Origin of the sequence: Azohydromonas sp., assembly GCF_035325925.1 — a bacterium.
Taxonomy (GTDB): Bacteria; Pseudomonadota; Gammaproteobacteria; order Burkholderiales; family Burkholderiaceae_C; genus Calidifontimicrobium.
The window spans coordinates 88,291-102,752 of record NZ_DAOKZA010000009.1 but is presented as its reverse complement, the minus strand read 5'-3'; the positions used below and the strand labels follow the sequence as shown (position 1 = coordinate 102,752).

Annotated in this window: 14 protein-coding genes and 1 pseudogene; 5 read left to right on the top strand and 10 right to left on the bottom strand. The window is 72.5% G+C overall.

Going from position 1 to position 14,462, the window contains the following annotated elements; all coding sequences use genetic code 11:
- Positions 1 to 82 precede the first annotated feature (82 nt).
- The 5 genes from PKC53_RS05385 to badH all read right to left on the bottom strand — a co-directional run bounded on the left by PKC53_RS05385 (position 83) and on the right by badH (position 6,032).
- Positions 83 to 1,243 carry an acyl-CoA dehydrogenase family protein gene (locus PKC53_RS05385; RefSeq protein ID WP_324427078.1) on the bottom strand — a complete coding sequence of 387 codons (1,161 nt, stop codon included), beginning with the start codon at positions 1,241 to 1,243 and terminating at the stop codon, positions 83 to 85.
- Between the two features lie 7 nt (positions 1,244 to 1,250).
- Positions 1,251 to 2,243: a tripartite tricarboxylate transporter substrate binding protein gene (locus tag PKC53_RS05380; protein ID WP_324427076.1), complete on the bottom strand. Its 993-nt coding sequence runs from the start codon at positions 2,241 to 2,243 to the stop codon at positions 1,251 to 1,253.
- A gap of 115 nt (positions 2,244 to 2,358) precedes the next feature.
- Positions 2,359 to 4,326, bottom strand: a complete 1,968-nt coding sequence (locus PKC53_RS05375) for an AMP-binding protein (protein WP_324427074.1) — start codon at positions 4,324 to 4,326, stop codon at positions 2,359 to 2,361.
- A gap of 50 nt (positions 4,327 to 4,376) precedes the next feature.
- The gene (gene badI, locus PKC53_RS05370) at positions 4,377 to 5,159 is read right to left on the bottom strand and encodes a 2-ketocyclohexanecarboxyl-CoA hydrolase (RefSeq protein ID WP_324427072.1); all 783 of its coding nucleotides are present in this window, start codon (positions 5,157 to 5,159) and stop codon (positions 4,377 to 4,379) included.
- Positions 5,160 to 5,264: 105 nt separating this feature from the next.
- Positions 5,265 to 6,032, bottom strand: a complete 768-nt coding sequence (badH, locus tag PKC53_RS05365; RefSeq protein WP_324427086.1) for a 2-hydroxycyclohexanecarboxyl-CoA dehydrogenase — start codon at positions 6,030 to 6,032, stop codon at positions 5,265 to 5,267.
- Between the two features lie 129 nt (positions 6,033 to 6,161).
- Between badH and PKC53_RS05360 the strand changes: the two genes are divergently transcribed.
- A complete protein-coding gene (locus PKC53_RS05360) occupies positions 6,162 to 6,677 on the top strand; it encodes a MarR family transcriptional regulator (RefSeq protein WP_324427071.1) in 516 nt (171 codons plus the stop codon).
- A gap of 39 nt (positions 6,678 to 6,716) precedes the next feature.
- Here the strand turns inward: PKC53_RS05360 and PKC53_RS05355 are convergent, their stop codons facing one another.
- From PKC53_RS05355 to PKC53_RS05345, 3 genes are read right to left on the bottom strand one after another with little or no spacing between them, the layout of a single operon-like run.
- A complete protein-coding gene (locus PKC53_RS05355; protein WP_324427070.1) occupies positions 6,717 to 8,219 on the bottom strand; it encodes an amidase in 1,503 nt (500 codons plus the stop codon).
- A gap of 19 nt (positions 8,220 to 8,238) precedes the next feature.
- A complete protein-coding gene (locus PKC53_RS05350; RefSeq protein ID WP_324427069.1) occupies positions 8,239 to 9,420 on the bottom strand; it encodes an MFS transporter in 1,182 nt (393 codons plus the stop codon).
- The gene (locus PKC53_RS05345; RefSeq protein ID WP_324427068.1) at positions 9,417 to 10,154 is read right to left on the bottom strand and encodes a 16S rRNA (uracil(1498)-N(3))-methyltransferase; all 738 of its coding nucleotides are present in this window, start codon (positions 10,152 to 10,154) and stop codon (positions 9,417 to 9,419) included. Before PKC53_RS05345 ends, PKC53_RS05350 begins: the two co-directional genes overlap by 4 nt.
- A gap of 171 nt (positions 10,155 to 10,325) precedes the next feature.
- Between PKC53_RS05345 and PKC53_RS05340 the strand changes: the two genes are divergently transcribed.
- From PKC53_RS05340 to PKC53_RS05325, 4 genes and pseudogenes are all read left to right on the top strand, one after another.
- Positions 10,326 to 11,291 carry an MBL fold metallo-hydrolase gene (locus tag PKC53_RS05340; protein WP_324427067.1) on the top strand — a complete coding sequence of 322 codons (966 nt, stop codon included), beginning with the start codon at positions 10,326 to 10,328 and terminating at the stop codon, positions 11,289 to 11,291.
- Positions 11,269 to 11,550 (top strand): annotated as a pseudogene (locus tag PKC53_RS05335) (histidine phosphatase family protein); the annotation flags it as partial. The gene PKC53_RS05340 and the pseudogene PKC53_RS05335, both read left to right, overlap by 23 nt.
- Before the next feature lie 139 nt (positions 11,551 to 11,689).
- Entirely contained in the window at positions 11,690 to 11,857 is a 168-nt protein-coding gene (locus PKC53_RS05330) for a hypothetical protein (RefSeq protein ID WP_324427088.1), read from the top strand.
- A gap of 37 nt (positions 11,858 to 11,894) precedes the next feature.
- On the top strand, positions 11,895 to 12,434 hold the full coding sequence (locus PKC53_RS05325; RefSeq protein WP_324427066.1) for an adenine phosphoribosyltransferase: 540 nt from the start codon (positions 11,895 to 11,897) through the stop codon (positions 12,432 to 12,434).
- 30 nt (positions 12,435 to 12,464) lie between these two features.
- On the opposite strand, the gene PKC53_RS05320 is transcribed toward PKC53_RS05325, so the two are convergent.
- Positions 12,465 to 12,944 carry a cytochrome c gene (locus PKC53_RS05320; protein WP_324427065.1) on the bottom strand — a complete coding sequence of 160 codons (480 nt, stop codon included), beginning with the start codon at positions 12,942 to 12,944 and terminating at the stop codon, positions 12,465 to 12,467.
- Positions 12,945 to 12,987: 43 nt separating this feature from the next.
- Positions 12,988 to 14,409, bottom strand: coding sequence for a tRNA uridine-5-carboxymethylaminomethyl(34) synthesis GTPase MnmE (gene mnmE, locus PKC53_RS05315; protein ID WP_324427064.1), 1,422 nt, complete (start codon positions 14,407 to 14,409; stop codon positions 12,988 to 12,990).
- Between the last annotated feature and the right edge of the window lie 53 nt (positions 14,410 to 14,462).

The window sequence follows — 14,462 nt, the reverse complement described above, 5'->3', positions numbered from 1 at the left end:
CGCGCACCTTCACGTTGTAGTCGACCACCCGCTTGACCGGGACCAGGATCTTCATCTCGTGCTTCCTCGTTTCGTGGTCACGTCAATCGTGCCGCACCAGCGCGCGGCCGACGATGATCTGCTGGATCTGCGTCGTGCCCTCGTAGAGGCGAAGCAGCCGCACGTCGCGGTAGAAGCGCTCCACCGGGTACTCGTTGATGTAGCCCGAGCCGCCGTGCACCTGCACGCCGCGGTCGGCCACGCGTCCGGCCATCTCGGTGCAGAACAGCTTGGCGCACGACACGCGCATCGACACGTCGGGGTCCGACACGTGCGCGGGCTTGCGGTCGAAGCGCTGCGCCACGTCCTGGACCAGCGCCCAGCCGGCGAGCAGTTCGGCCTGGCTGTCGGCGAGCATGGCCTGGATCAGCTGGAACTCGCCCAGCGTCTTGCCGAACTGCTTGCGCTCGCGCGCATAGCGCGCCGATTCGTCGATCACCCGCTGCGCGATGCCGCAGGCCACCGCCGAGATGTTCAGGCGGCCGCGGTCGAGCACCTTCATCGCGGTCTTGAACCCCTGCCCGGGGACGCCGCCGATGATGTTGGCCGCCGGTACGCGAACGTTCTCGAGGATCACGTCGCAGGTCATCGTCCCGCGCTGGCCCATCTTCCGGTCCTTCCTGCCCAGCTTGATGCCAGGCAGGTCGGCGGGGACGATGAAGGCCGAGACGCCCGAGGCGCCCGGCCCGCCGGTGCGCGCCATCAGCGTGAAGGCGCGGGCGCGTGGTGCGTTGGTGATGAAGCGCTTGGCGCCGTTGAGCACGTAGTGGTCGCCGTCGGCCTTGGCGCTGGTCTTGAGCGACGCCGCGTCGGAGCCGGCGTCCGGCTCGGTCAGCGCGAACGACATGACCAGCTCGCCACTGGCCACGCGCGGCAGGTACTGCGCCTTCTGCTCGGGCGTGCCGTCCATCAGGATGCCCTGCGAGCCGATGCCGATGTTGGTGCCGAACACCGAGCGGAAGGCCGGCGCGGTGCGGCCCAGCTCGAAATTGACCTGCACCTCCTGGCTCACCGACAGTCCGATGCCGCCGAACTCCTCGGGCACGGTCAGGCCGAACAGGCCCAGTTCCTTCATCGCCTCGACCAGCGCCGGCGGCACCTCGTCGTGCTCCTCGAGGTGGCTCTCGGCGGGCACCAGCCGCTCGCGCACGAAGCGCTGCACGGTGGCGAGCAGGATGTCGAAGGACTCGGTGTCGAGGGCCATGCTTCGCTCACTCGAGGACGATCTTGCGGTCCTTGATCAGCGCCGACAGCACCTTGCCCTCGTCGGCCAGCAGCTTGCGGAACGCGGGCGTGTCCACCGGGGCCGTCTCGGCGCCGAGGCTGTTGAAGCGCTCCTTGAGTGCGGGGGTCGCCAGCGCCTTGGTCAGCTCGCGCGACAGGCGCTCGGCGATCTCGGCCGGCACCTGGTTCGGCGCCCAGACGCCGAACCATATGTCGGGGCTCGCGTTCTTGATGCCCATGTCGGCGTAGGTGGGCGCGTCGGGGAAGAAGGGCGACTTGCGGTCGCTGGCCACGCCCAACAGCTTGACCTTGCCGCTCTTGATGTGCGGGAAGGCGATGCCCGGGTCGAAAACGAAGTCGGCCTGGCTGGCCATCACGTCCTGCAGCGCCGGCGCAGACCCGCGGTAGGGCACGTGCGTGATGAAGGCGCCGGTGCTCTGCTTGAACAGTTCGCCGGCCAGGTGCGGCGGGGTGGCCGTGCCGGACGACGCGTAGTTCAGCTTCCCGGGCTGCGACTTGGCCAGCGCCACGAGTTCCCTGACGTCCTTGACCTCCAGCGTCGGTCGCGCGACCACGTACATCTGCATGCGGCCGATCCCCATCACAGGCGCCAGGTCGCGCGACGGCAGCACGTTGGACTTGAACAGGTACGGGTTGGCCGTCTCCACCGACGTCGGCGCGACGAGGAAGGTGTAGCCGTCAGGCGCCGCCCGGGCGACGTCGCTGACGCTCAGGTTGCCGCTGGCGCCGGGCTTGTTGTCGACGATGAACGGCTGGCCCAGCGACTCGCCGAGCGCCTGCGCCAGGGCGCGGGCCATCACGTCGGTGCCGCCACCCGGGGCGAAGCCCACCACCAGGCGCACCGGTTCGGATGGCCAGGCCGCGCTCTGCGCCGCGGCGGGCACGGTCGCTGCCGCGAGGATCGCGACCGCGCCGGCGGCCAGTGAACGCGCCAGCGAACGGCGCGAGAGCTTGGGCATGGGCTGGGAAGGGATCGGGGTCATGGGTGTCTCTGCGATGTCGGCCGTCGGCCGACGACAAGGTGGGGGTTCACCGGCCCGCCGATGAGCGAGCGCGGCCGGGGGGCAAACGGGGTCATCGGCGCCGCGCCGCGCGGATCGCCTCGACCGCCTCGGGATTGACGAGCGTGCTGAGGTCGCCCGGCGACTCGCCGAGCCAGGCCGCCCGCACGACGCGTCGCATCACCTTCATGTTGCGGGTGCGCGGCAGGTCGGGCACGAGCACAACCTCGGCCGGCTTGAACGGGCCGCCGAGTCCGGTGACCACGGCGGACGACAGCGCCTTCACCGCGGCCGCCTCGTCGACGCCCGGCCGCGGCACGCACACGCAGACCACGGCGGTGCCCTTGACCGGATCGGGCATGCCGACGACGGCGGCGTCGAGCAGCAACCCGGTGCCCATCAGCAGCGCCTCGATCTCGGCCGGCCCGGTGCGTTTGCCGGCGATCTTCAGCGTGTCGTCGCTGCGTCCGTGCACGTACCACATGCCGTCGGCGTCGCGGCTGGCGAAGTCGCCGTGCACCCACAGGTTCGGCATGCGCGACCAGTAGCCCTGCAAGTAACGCTCGCGGTCGTGCCACAGCCCGCGCGTCAGCCCGATGCTGGGTGTGCGCATCACCAACTCGCCGGTGACGCCCGGGCCGACCGGGTTCCCGTCGGCGTCGACCACATCGGCGCCGGTGCCCGGCACCGCGCCGGCGAAAGCGCAGGACTTGAGCGGATGGATCACCGTGCCGGTGAGGATGCCGCCGATCTCGGTGCCCCCGGAGTAGTTCAGCAGCGGCACGCGACCCCGGCCGATGCGCTCGAAGGTCCAGCGCCAGGCCTCGGGCGTCCACGGTTCGCCGGTGGAGACGATGACGCGCAGCGAGCCCAGGTCGCGCTCGGCCAGCGCGGCTTCGGGCAGCGACATCGACAGCCGCGCCACCGTCGGCGCGAGACCGAGGTAGCTGACGCGGTGGCGTTCGACCAGTCGCCACAGTCGGTCGGGCTCGGGGTAGTTGGGCGCGCCTTCGGCGAGCACGACCGTCGCGCCGACCAGCAGACCGCCGAAGACCAGGATCGGCCCGACCAGCCAGCCCATGTCCGACATCCAGAGGAAACGGTCGTCGGGCTTCAGGTCCATGCAGATCGCCAGGTCCAGTGCCGTCTTCACCGGAAAGCCGCAGTGCGAGTGCACCACGCCCTTGGGCTTGCCGCTGGTGCCCGACGTGAACATCAGCAGGAACGGGTCGTCGGCCGGCATCGGCTCGGTGGGCACCGCGGCGGCGTCGCCGGGCGCGCCGGCGGCGAGTTCGTGCCACCAGTGGTCGCGGCCTTCGAGCCAGGCGTGCGGCGCGTCCAGGTGCTTCAGCACCACGACGTGGCGCACGCCGGGGCAATGCGCGAGCGCCTCGTCGGCGACCGACTTGGCACCGACCGGCCTGCCGCGGCGCAGCGACCCGTCGACGGTGATCAGTGCCGTCGCGTTCCCGTCGGCGAGCCGCTGCGCGATCGCGTCGGCGCCGAAGCCCGAGAACATCGGCAGCACGATCGCGCCGATCTTCGCCACCGCCAGCATCGCCGCCGCTGCATGCGGCAGGTTGGGCAGATACATGCCGACCACGTCGCCGCGACCCAGCCCCAGGCGGCGCAGCCCCCAGGCAAGGCGGCAGGTCTGGCCGTCGAGGTCGGCGAAGGTCCAGGTGCTGACCGTGCCGTCCTCGCCCTCCCACACCAGCGCCGGCTGCGCGTAGCGTGCCGTGCCGCGGTGCCGGTCGAGGGCGTTGAGCACCACGTTGGTCACGCCGCCGACGCACCATCGCGCGAACGGCAGGCCTTCGCTCAGGTCCAGCACCCGCTCGTAGGGGCGGTCGAAGCGGTAGTCCAGGAAACGGATCAGCGCGTCGTGGAACCACGCCGGGTCGGCAGCCGCGCGCTCGTTGAGCGCCTCGAAGCTCGCGACCCCGAGCGCGCGCAGGAAGCGCGTCAGGTTCGCATCTTCCACGGTGCGGTCGTCCGGCCGCCACACGGCGCCCGGCGGGCTGGCATGGTCGGTCTGCATGATTCGATCTCCGATCGACAGGGCGGGCGGGCCGGGGGCCCCGCCGGGCCCTACTTCGCGTACTTGCGGAACTCGGGCTTGCGCTTTTCCTTCAGCGCGGCCACGCCCTCGCGCGACTCGTCGGTGTCGTAGAACAGCTTCAGCGCGTACATGCCCATGCCGGCGATGCCGCTCTGGTGCGCGGTGTCCATGTTGAAGCTGCGCTTGGCGATCGCGATCGCGGTCGGGCTGCGTTCGCAGATCGTCTCGGCCCACTCCTGCACGGTCGCGTCGAGCTGCTCGTGCGGCACGCACACGTTGGCCAGCCCCATCGCCACCGCTTCGGCGCCGGAGTAGCGCTTGTTCAGGTACCAGATCTCGCGCGCCTTCTTCTCGCCGACCACGCGCGCCAGGAAGGCGGTGCCGTAGCCGGGGTCGACCGACCCCATCTTCGGGCCGACCTGGCCGAAGACCGCCTTCTCGGAGCAGATCGTCAGGTCGCAGATCGTGGCCAGCACGTTGCCGCCGCCGATCGCGTAGCCCTGCACACGCGCGATGACCGGCTTGGGCACGTCGCGGATCGCGGTGTGCAGTTCCTCCATCGGCAGGCCGATGGTGCCGCGGCCGTCGTAGTTGCCGTCGTGCGCCGACTGGTCGCCGCCGGTGCAGAAGGCGCGGTCGCCGGCGCCGGCGAGCACGATGCAGCCGACGCCGCGGTCGTAGCCGGCCTTGTTCAGCGCCTTGATCAGCTCGTCGCAGGTGGTGCCGCGGAACGCGTTCAACTTGTCCGGGCGGTTGATGGTGATCCAGGCCACGCCGTTGCGGATCTCGTACAGGATGTCTTCGAAGTTCATGGTCAGTGCCTCCAGTGGATCGTTGCCACGCCCGAGCTGCGCGCGGGCGCCTTGGTGGCCGTCACGCCGCTCGCAGCGACATGCGACTGGCCGCGATGCGCGTCGTCAGCCGTTCATCGTCAGCCCGCCCGAGACGCTCAACACCTGACCGGTGACGAAGGCGGCGTCGTCGCTGGCGAAGAACAGGATCGCGCCCGGCAGGTCGTCGGGCCGGCCAATGCGCCCCAGCGGGATCGACCGCGTGAACGCCTCGACCAGCTTCTCGGGGTTCGCCGCGCCGGCCTTGTATTCGGCGAACAGCGGGGTGTCGGTGACTCCGGGACACACGACGTTGACGGTGATGCCGTGGCGCGCGTGCTCGCGGGCGATGGTCTTCGAAAACGACACCAGCCCGCCCTTGCACGCCGCGTACACCGCCTCGCCCGACGAGCCCACGCGGGCCGCGTCCGACGAGATGTTGACGATGCGGCCTGCATTGCGCGTCACCATGCCCGGGAGCACGGCGTGGTGCATGTGCAGCGCGCCGATCAGGTTGATCGCGATCAGCTTGTCCCACTGCGGCGGCGCGGTCTTCGTGAAGGGCAAGAAGACGTCCCAGCCGGCGTTGTTGACCAGCACGTCGATCGGCCCGAGCGCCGCCTCGGTGGCCGCGACCGCCGCGTCGACCTCGGCGCGGTCGGTGATGTCGCAGCGCCACGCCTGGGCGCGACCCCCGGCGTCACGGATCTCGGCGGCCACCTTCTCGCACGCCTGCAGGTTCAGGTCGAGCACCGCCACCTGCGCGCCCTCGGCGGCGAAGCGCCGGCAGGTGGCGCTGCCGATCCCGCCGCCGCCTCCGGTGACGATCACGGTCTTGTCCTGGAAGCGTTGCATCATGTTCCTCTCGAAAGTTGCGTTGCCAGGGGTTTCGATGTTGCAGAAGCCGATTAATAGGTCAACATATTGACGTAATAGTACGCGAGCGAAGACACTGGTGCAAGCAGAATTCCGGATCTACAGATCATGGTTAACCCTAATCTCCAGGTGAGTGATGCGAAGATGGAGCTCGCCAACCGTCTGTTCTTCAGGCTGTACCAATGCGCCAATATGTTGCATAAAACCGGCTCTCGCGCCGTCGAGGCCGAGGGCCTGACGACACAGCAGTGGGCCGTGCTGGGGGCGCTGTCGCGCGACCAGGCCGGCGCCGGCATGAGCATCGGCGACCTGGCCCGCTACCTGATGGTGAGCCGGCAGAACCTCTCCGGGCTCATCGGCCGCATGGAGCGCGACGGCCACGTGGCGGTTGCCGCCGACCCGCACGACCGCCGCTCGCGCGTCGTCACGATGACCGCGTCGGGTCGCCACGTCTGGCACGAACTGGCGCGGCCGAAGATCCGCGCCTACTACGAGCAGATCCTCGGCGACTTCTCGATCAACGACGTCACCCACACGCTGCACTACCTGCTGAAGATGCTCGAGAACATGCAGCGCCTCGACCAAGACCGCGCCGGCCCGGGCGACGACGGCGCGGCGTCGTAGCCGGCGCACCCGCGCTGCGGCGCGTCGCGCCGCCGCGGCTCAGCCCGCCGCGCGGGCCATCGATGGCAGGTGGTCGAACCAGGGCTGCGCGGCCTCGAGCTGCGCGGCCAGCTGCAGCAGCAGCGCCTCGCCGCCGAACGGGGCGACGAACTGCACGCCCAGCGGCAGTCCGTCGGCAGTCCAGTGCAGCGGCACGCTCATCGCCGGCACGCCGGCCAGGTTCGCGATCTGCGTGAACGGCACGTGCGTCAGGTTCTCGCGTGCGATGCGGTCGATCGCCCGGCGCAGCAGCACGCTGCCGGCCAGGCGCCGCAGCAGCCCGGTGCGCACGAGCGCCATCAGCGCGGCGACCTGCGCCGGCGGCGGGTCGCCGGTGCCGTGCGCGATCGGCGGGCCGGCCAGCGTGGGTGTCAGCCACAGGTCGTGGCGCTGGTGGAACGCGCCGAGCGCGCGCGCGTGCGCGTTCCAGCGCATCAGGTGGGTCGTCAGCGTGCCGGCCGACACACCTTCGCCGAGCGCGCCGAGCACCCGCGTCAGCGGCTCGAACTCGTCGTCGCGCGCGCCGCGCGAGCGCGCCCAGCGCAGCACCGCCGGCACGGCGCCGAAGTACACGTGCAGGTAGTCGCTGGCGAGTGCCGCGCCGTCGATCGCCGGTGCCGCCTCGTCGACCTCGTGGCCGAGCCGCTGCAGCAGCGCCGCGGCCTGGCGCACCGCGGCCACCGCCTGCGCGTGCACCGGCGTGCCGATCGGACTCGCGGTCGAATACGCGATGCGCAGCCGCGGCGGCTCGCGCCGCGCCAGCTCGACGTAGGGCGCCGGCGGCGGCGCGACGACGTACGGGTCGCCCGGCTCGGGCCCCGCGAGCACGTCGAGCGCGAGCGCGCTGTCGCGCACGCTGCGCGAGATCACGCCGTCGACGTTGGCGCCGAACCAGGCCTCGCCCTGCGCCGGCCCGACCGACACACGCCCGCGCGAAGGCTTCAGCGCGAACAACCCGCAGCACGCCGCCGGGATGCGCAGCGAGCCACCGCCGTCGTTGCCGGTGGCCATCGGCAGCACGCCCGCGGCGACGGCCGCCGCCGAGCCGCCGCTCGAGCCGCCGGGGGTGCGGCCGAGGTCCCAGGGGTTGCTGCAGCGCCCGTGCGCGGCCGGGTCGGTGACCCCCTTGAGCCCGAACTCGGGCAGGCTGGTCTTGCCGAAGATCACCGCGCCGGCGCCGAGCAGCCGGCGCACGATCGCAGAGTGCCCGCGCGGCACGATGCGCTGCATCGCGCGGCTGCCGTAGCCGGTGGCCACGCCCGCGTAGTCCTGGATGCCGTCCTTGATCAGCAGCGGCACGCCGGCCAGCGGCCCGGCCACGCCGCGTTCGATCTGCGCACGCGCCTGGACGTCGAGCAGCCGCGTCACCGCGTTGATGCGCGGCTGCACGCGCGCGAGTTGCGCCAGCGCCAGTTCGAGCAGATCGCCGGCGCGCACGTCGCCGCGCGCGACGGCGGCCACCAGCGCGGTGGCGTCGTGGGCCAGGTACTCGTCGTGCCGCATCGCGACCCTCCGTCCGCGGTCAGGCCGCCAGCGCACGACCGGCGCGCCGGCGCAGCCACGCCAGCCAGACGAGCGCGGCGGCCAGCAGCGTCAGCGGCACCAGCGTGCCGATGTTCATGAAGGTCCAGCCGCCGGTGGTGACCAGCGCGCCCGAACCGAACGAGGTCAGCGTCATCGTCGCGTAGACCCAGAAGTCGACGCCGGCCTGCGCGGTGGTGCGCTCCTCGGGGCGGTACGCCTCGGTGGCCAGCGTCGTGCCGCCGATGAACAGGAAGTTCCAGCCCACGCCGAGCGCGAACAGCGCGGCGAGAAAGTGCATCAGCTCGACGCCCGACAGCGCGATCGCCACGCACACGACGTTCAGCGCCAGCCCGACGGCCATGACCGGCAGCGCGCCGAGACGCCTGACCAGGCTGCCGGTGAAGAAGCTCGGCACGTACATGCCCAGCACGTGCCACTCGAGCACCAGCGCCGCCGCCGAGAACGGGTGCGCGCACTGCGCCATCGCGATCGGCGTGGCCGCCATCAGCAGGTTCATGACGCCGTAGCCCAGCGCGCACGCCGCCACCGCGACGATGAACACCGGCTGGCGCGCGATCTCGCGCAGCGTCCGCCCCTGCGGCGCGCCGCTTCCGGCGCCCGGCAGCGGCGGGAAGCGCACCAGCGAGATCACGGCGAGCCCGAGCACCGCGACCCCCATCAGAGCGACGTAGACGCCGGCGAACGGCTGCACGAACCACTCGCGCGTCGCGCTGGCGAGATTGGGGCCGACCACGGCGCCGAGGATGCCGCCGGCCAGCACCCACGAGATGGCCTTCTCCTTGTACGCCGGCCCCACCAGTTCGGCGGCGGCGAACCGGTACAGCATGCCGTTGGCGTTGTAGAAGCCGGCCAGCATCGTCGCCGCGGTGAGCAGCCAGAAGTTGCGCGTCGTCGCCGCGTAGGCGCACAGCGCCGCCGAGACGAAGGCGACGACCAGCCCGAGCTGGAACGACCCACGCCGCCCGAAGCGGCGCTGGCTGCGCGCGACCAGCCCGGTGGCCAGCGCGCCGCCGGCGACGTAGCCGGTCACCGGCAGCGTCGCCATCCACGCCACTGGCGCCAGCGCCAGGCCGACGAGGCCGTTGATCGCGATGAAGGCGACGTTGTTCGTCAGGTACAGCCCCTGGGCCAGCGTCAGCAGCAGCAGGTGTCGGTTCATGCGGGGTCCCGCAGCGCCAGCCACGCCAGCGCGGCCAGCGGCGCCGTGTCGGCACGCAGCACGCGCGCGCCGAGCGTCACCGGCACGAAGCCGCGCTCGCGCGCGGCGTGGTCTTCGTCGGCGGCCAGCCCACCCTCGGGGCCGCTGAGCAGCACCAGGCGCTTCGCGTGCGCGGCGGTGCGCGGCAGCGTGCGCGCGTCGGGCGCGAAGCCCAGCAGCAGGCGCGCCTCGTCGGCGGCGGGCTCCGGCTGGTCGCGCAGCCAGTCGCGCAGCGCACGCACCGGCGCCACCTCGGGCACCCGGTTGCGCCCGCACTGCTCGCAGGCCGCCACCGCGACCGCCTGCCAGTGCGCGCGCCGGCGTTCGGCGCGCTCGCCCGTCGGGCGCAGCACCGATCGTGCGGTGACCAGCGGCTGCAGCGCCGCCGCGCCCAGCTCGCTCGCCTTCTCGACCAGCAGGTCCATGCGGTCGTTCGCCGGCATGCCCAGCGCCAGGGTCACCTTGCGCGCCAGTTCGCGCTCGATTCCATGGTGAGCGATCACTTCGACCGTGACCTGCGATCGCCCGATCGAGGCCACCTTCGCGTTCCACTCGCCGCCGCGGCCGTCGAACAGCGTCAGTGCGTCGCCCGGCTGCAGGCGCAGCACCTGCACGTGGCGCGCCGCGGCGCCGGGCAGCGCCAGCGAGGAACCAGCGGCCAGGGGGGCGTTCAGATGCACGCGCGGGGTCGGCACGCCGCGCAGTGTGCCGCACTCGGCTGACGCCGCCGCGGCGCGACGGCCCGGATGCAACCCGGCGAAGACCCCGTGCGACGGCCGGACATCGGCGCCCCGACAGCCGGCCCGGCGTCGATCGGGCGAAGATCTATACGGAGTCGTTCAACATCAACCCGGAGAGTCTCGATCATGCACCGCCGACAGTTCCTCGCCACCGGCGCCGCGATGGCCGCCTGGTCGGTCACCACGTTCGTTCCGTCGTGGGCGCAGAACGCGCCGAACCTGGGTACGCCGACGTTGCCGGACCCGGGCTTCGCGCGCCAGAAGGTGGGCGACATGGAGATCATCGCCGTCAACGACGGCGTCGCGCGCCGGCCGCTGGGCGAGGAATTCGTGCGCAACGCGCCGATCGGCGAGGTCAAGGCCATGCTCGCGTCGCAGAACCTGTCGACCGACTACATCGACATCCCGTTCACGCCCTTCGTCGTCGTGCGCGGCAGCGAACGCATCCTGATCGACACCGGGCTGGGCGAGTTCGCGCCGCCGACCGCGGGCAAGTTCGTCGCCAACCTCGCCGCCGCCGGCCTGCAGCCGGGCGACATCACGCAGGTGCTGATCAGCCACTACCACGGCGACCACATCAACGGCCTGCGCAAGCGCGACGGCAGCTGGACCTTCCCGAACGCGAAGGTGCACGTGCCGTCGGTCGAGCACGCGTACTGGATGGACGACGCGAAGATGGCCGCGGCCCCCGAGGGCCTGAAGGGCGCGTTCCAGGGCGCGCGCCGCGTGTTCGCCGACATGCCCGCCGACAAGCTGGTGGTGTTCGAGCCCGGCCGCACCGTGCTGCCGGGCATCGCGTCGATCGTCGCGTTCGGCCACACGCCGGGCCACACGCTGTTCGAGGCGACTTCCGCGGGCCAGGTGTTCACCTACCTCGCCGACCTGACCAACGTGCCGACGCTGTTCGCGCGCAACCCCGACTGGGCCGTGCAGTTCGACATGGACGCCGAGGCCGCGCGCAAGGTGCGCCGCGAGATGCTCGCACGCGTCGCCGCGAGCAACGCGCTGGTCGGCGGCTTCCACTTCCCGTTCCCGGCGTTCGGCCGCAAGACGCCAGCGGGCAACGGCTATGCGTTCGAGCCGGTGGCCTGAACCGGGACCCTCGCGCCGGCAGGCGCTGGCCGCGGCGCTGGCATTGCCGCTGGCCGGCGTCGCCGGCGCGGCCGCCGAATCGCTGTTGCCGCTGCTGCGCGACGGTGGCCTCGTCGTCGCGTTCCGCCACGCGCTGGCGCCGGGCACCTTCGACCCGCCGCAGTTCCGCGTCGGCGACTGCTCGACGCAGCGCAACCTGAACGACGAGGGCCGCGCGCAGGCGCGGCGCATCGGCGCGTGGTTCCGCCGCCACGCGCTGGTGCCGGCGGCGGTGCGCTCGAGCCCGTGGTGCCGCTGCCTCGACACCGCGATACTGGCCTTCGGTGCGGCCGACGCGTGGGATGCGCTGGCGTCGCCGCGTCAGGCCGACGAGGCCACCCGCGCGGCGGCTGGGCGAATTGCGCGCCGCGCTGGCCGCGCTGCCGGCGGGGCGGCTCGAGGTCTGGGTCACGCACCAGTTCGTGCTGTCGGACCTCGCCGGCACCTCGACCGCGTCGGCCGAGGGCCTGCTGCTGCGCGGCGACGGCCCGCGCGCGTCGGTGCTCGGGCGGCTCAACCCGGGTTGAAGCCGGCGTCGGCGCGGGCCCTATCATCGCCCCCGCGATGGAGCCGCTCGAACTGATCAAGCGCACGATCCGCACGGTGCCCGACTGGCCCGAGCCGGGCGTGATGTTCCGCGACATCACGCCGCTGCTGTCGAGCCCGCGCGTGTTCCGCGTGCTCATCGACCAGTTCGTGCACCGCTACTTCGACGCCCGCCCGGACGCCGTCGCCGGGCTCGACGCGCGCGGCTTCATCATCGGCTCGGTGCTCGCCTACGAGCTGAACGTCGGCTTCGTGCCGATCCGAAAGAAGGGCAAGCTGCCGTTCGACACCGTCGCCGAGACCTACGAGCTCGAGTACGGCAACGCCACCGTCGAGATGCACACCGACGCCGTGAAACCCGGCGACCGCGTCGTGCTGATCGACGACCTGATCGCCACCGGCGGCACGATGGGCGCGGGCAAGCGCCTGCTCGAGCGGCTCGGCGCGCAGGTCGTCGAAGGCGCCGCGATCGTCGACCTGCCCGAACTCGGCGGCTCGCGCCGGCTGCGCGAGGCCGGGCTGGCGGTGTTCACGCTGGTCGACTTCGCCGGGCACTGAACGCCGCGGCGCGGGCGCCGCGCACGCCGGCTACGGCGCCGGCCGCCCCGGCCCCTGCCGGCCTTCGGCGCGCGCCGACAGGTAGGCGTACAGGTCCATGATGTGCGCGCTGACCACCGGCTCGCCCTGCCACGCCGGCATCGACACCGCGCCCTTCGCGCGCGTCAGCACCTCGTCGGCGCGCGTGTCGCGCGCGCCGCCGGGCAGGTCCCAGTCGTAGCGGCGCAGCACCAGGTCGACGAAACGTTGCGGCCCGAGTTCGCGCACGCGCGGCAGCAGGTCGGGCGCGCGCTCGCCGCCGGTGGCGGGGGCGCCGTGGCAGGCGGCGCAACGCTGCTGGAACACGCGCCAGCCGCTGTACAGCGTGCCCTCGGGCTGTGCCTGCCGCGCGAGCTCCTGTGCCGGCTGGCGGTTGATCCACTCGAAGCCGGTGATGCCGCAGCCGCCCAGCAACGCTGCCGCCGCTATCACCGCGCACCATCCCGACCATCCTCGGCCCGTTCGATTCATCGTCACTCCTGCGTTTGCGCGATGCTAACGGCGGCGCGGTGGTTCACTTGCCTATGCAGAACCGGCTGAAGATCTCCCCGAGCAGTTCGTCGGCGGTCATGCGCCCGGTGATCTCGCCCAGCGCCTCGTGCGCCAGCCGCAGTTCCTCGGCGAACAGGTCCAGCGCCGGGTCGGCGCTGCGCAGGTGCTCGCCGGCGCGCGCCAGGTGCGCCGCGGTGCGGCGCAGCGCGTGCACGTGGCGCGCGCGCGCGATGAAACGCCCCTCGGGCACCGCGTGCCAGCCCACGCGCTCGAGCAGCGCGCGGCGCAGCGCGTCGAGCCCGTCGCCGCGCCGTGCCGACAGCACGACCGCGTCGGCCGGCAGCGCCGGCGCGCGCGCCGCGTCGACCTTGTTGTACACGTGCAGCACGCGCGGCGCAGCCTGCGCGTCGCCGAGCCCCAGCCGCGCAGCGATCTCGGCCTCGGCGGCGTCGTAGGCGGGCTCGCCGCGGCGCGTCAGGTCGTGCAGGAACAGCACCGCGTCGGCCTCGGCGATGGCCTGCCAGCTGCGCGCCACGCCGATGCGCTCGACCTCGTCGGCCACCTGCGCGTCGCCGCGCAGCCCGGCGGTGTCGATCACGTGCAGCGGCACGCCCTCGATCTGGATCGTCTGGCTCACCTTGTCGCGCGTCGTGCCCGGGATCGGCGTAACGATCGCCAGTTCGGCGCCGGCCAGCGCGTTGAGCAGCGAGCTCTTGCCCACGTTCGGCTGCCCCGCCAGCACCACCTTGATGCCCTCGCGCAGCAGCGCGCCCTGCTGCGCGCGGTCGAGCACGCCGGCCAGCGCGTCGTCGATCGCGCGCAGCTGACCGTCGGCGTCGGCCTGGCGCAGGAAGTCGATGTCCTCCTCCGGGAAGTCCAGCGTCGCCTCGACCAGCATGCGCAACTGCACGATGCGCTCGCGCAGCGTCTCGACCTCGCGCGACAACGCGCCGGCCAGCGACTCGCCTGCCGAGCGCGCCGCCGCCTCGGTGCTGGCGTCGATCAGATCGGCCACCGCCTCGGCCTGCGCCAGGTCGAGCTTGCCGTTGAGGAACGCGCGCTGCGTGAATTCGCCCGGTTGGGCCACGCGCAGCCCCGGCAGCCTTTCGCGGCCGGTGGCGGGGTCCGTCTCGGCGGCAGCCTCCAGGCAGCGCGCCAGCAGCAGCTGCAGCACCACCGGACCGCCGTGCGCCTGCAGCTCGAGCACGTCCTCGCCGGTGTAGCTGGCCGGCGCCGGGAAGTGCAGCGCCAGACCCTGGTCGATCGGGTGGCCGCGCGTGTCGAGGAACGGGCCGTGGTGCGCGTGGCGCGCTCGCAGCGAGCGCGCGCACAGCGCGTCGATCAGCGGCGCGAGGTCGCGCCCTGACACGCGCACGATGCCCACCGCGCCGCGGCCCGGCGCGGTGGCGATGGCGACGATCGGGTCCGAAAGGCGCGGCAGCATCGGCGGCGCATTGTCGCGCCGCCGATGCCGGGGGGTGTGTGGCGCGGGGGGAG

Coding starts and splice junctions, on each gene's coding strand:
- PKC53_RS05385 (WP_324427078.1), bottom strand. CDS start 1,243: ATGGCCCTCGACACCGAGTCCTTCGACATCCTGCTCGCCACCGTGCAG.
- PKC53_RS05380 (WP_324427076.1), bottom strand. CDS start 2,243: ATGCCCAAGCTCTCGCGCCGTTCGCTGGCGCGTTCACTGGCCGCCGGC.
- PKC53_RS05375 (WP_324427074.1), bottom strand. CDS start 4,326: ATGCAGACCGACCATGCCAGCCCGCCGGGCGCCGTGTGGCGGCCGGAC.
- badI (WP_324427072.1), bottom strand. CDS start 5,159: ATGAACTTCGAAGACATCCTGTACGAGATCCGCAACGGCGTGGCCTGG.
- badH (WP_324427086.1), bottom strand. CDS start 6,032: ATGCAACGCTTCCAGGACAAGACCGTGATCGTCACCGGAGGCGGCGGC.
- PKC53_RS05360 (WP_324427071.1), top strand. CDS start 6,162: ATGGTTAACCCTAATCTCCAGGTGAGTGATGCGAAGATGGAGCTCGCC.
- PKC53_RS05355 (WP_324427070.1), bottom strand. CDS start 8,219: ATGCGGCACGACGAGTACCTGGCCCACGACGCCACCGCGCTGGTGGCC.
- PKC53_RS05350 (WP_324427069.1), bottom strand. CDS start 9,420: ATGAACCGACACCTGCTGCTGCTGACGCTGGCCCAGGGGCTGTACCTG.
- PKC53_RS05340 (WP_324427067.1), top strand. CDS start 10,326: ATGCACCGCCGACAGTTCCTCGCCACCGGCGCCGCGATGGCCGCCTGG.
- PKC53_RS05325 (WP_324427066.1), top strand. CDS start 11,895: ATGGAGCCGCTCGAACTGATCAAGCGCACGATCCGCACGGTGCCCGAC.
- PKC53_RS05320 (WP_324427065.1), bottom strand. CDS start 12,944: ATGAATCGAACGGGCCGAGGATGGTCGGGATGGTGCGCGGTGATAGCG.
- mnmE (WP_324427064.1), bottom strand. CDS start 14,409: ATGCTGCCGCGCCTTTCGGACCCGATCGTCGCCATCGCCACCGCGCCG.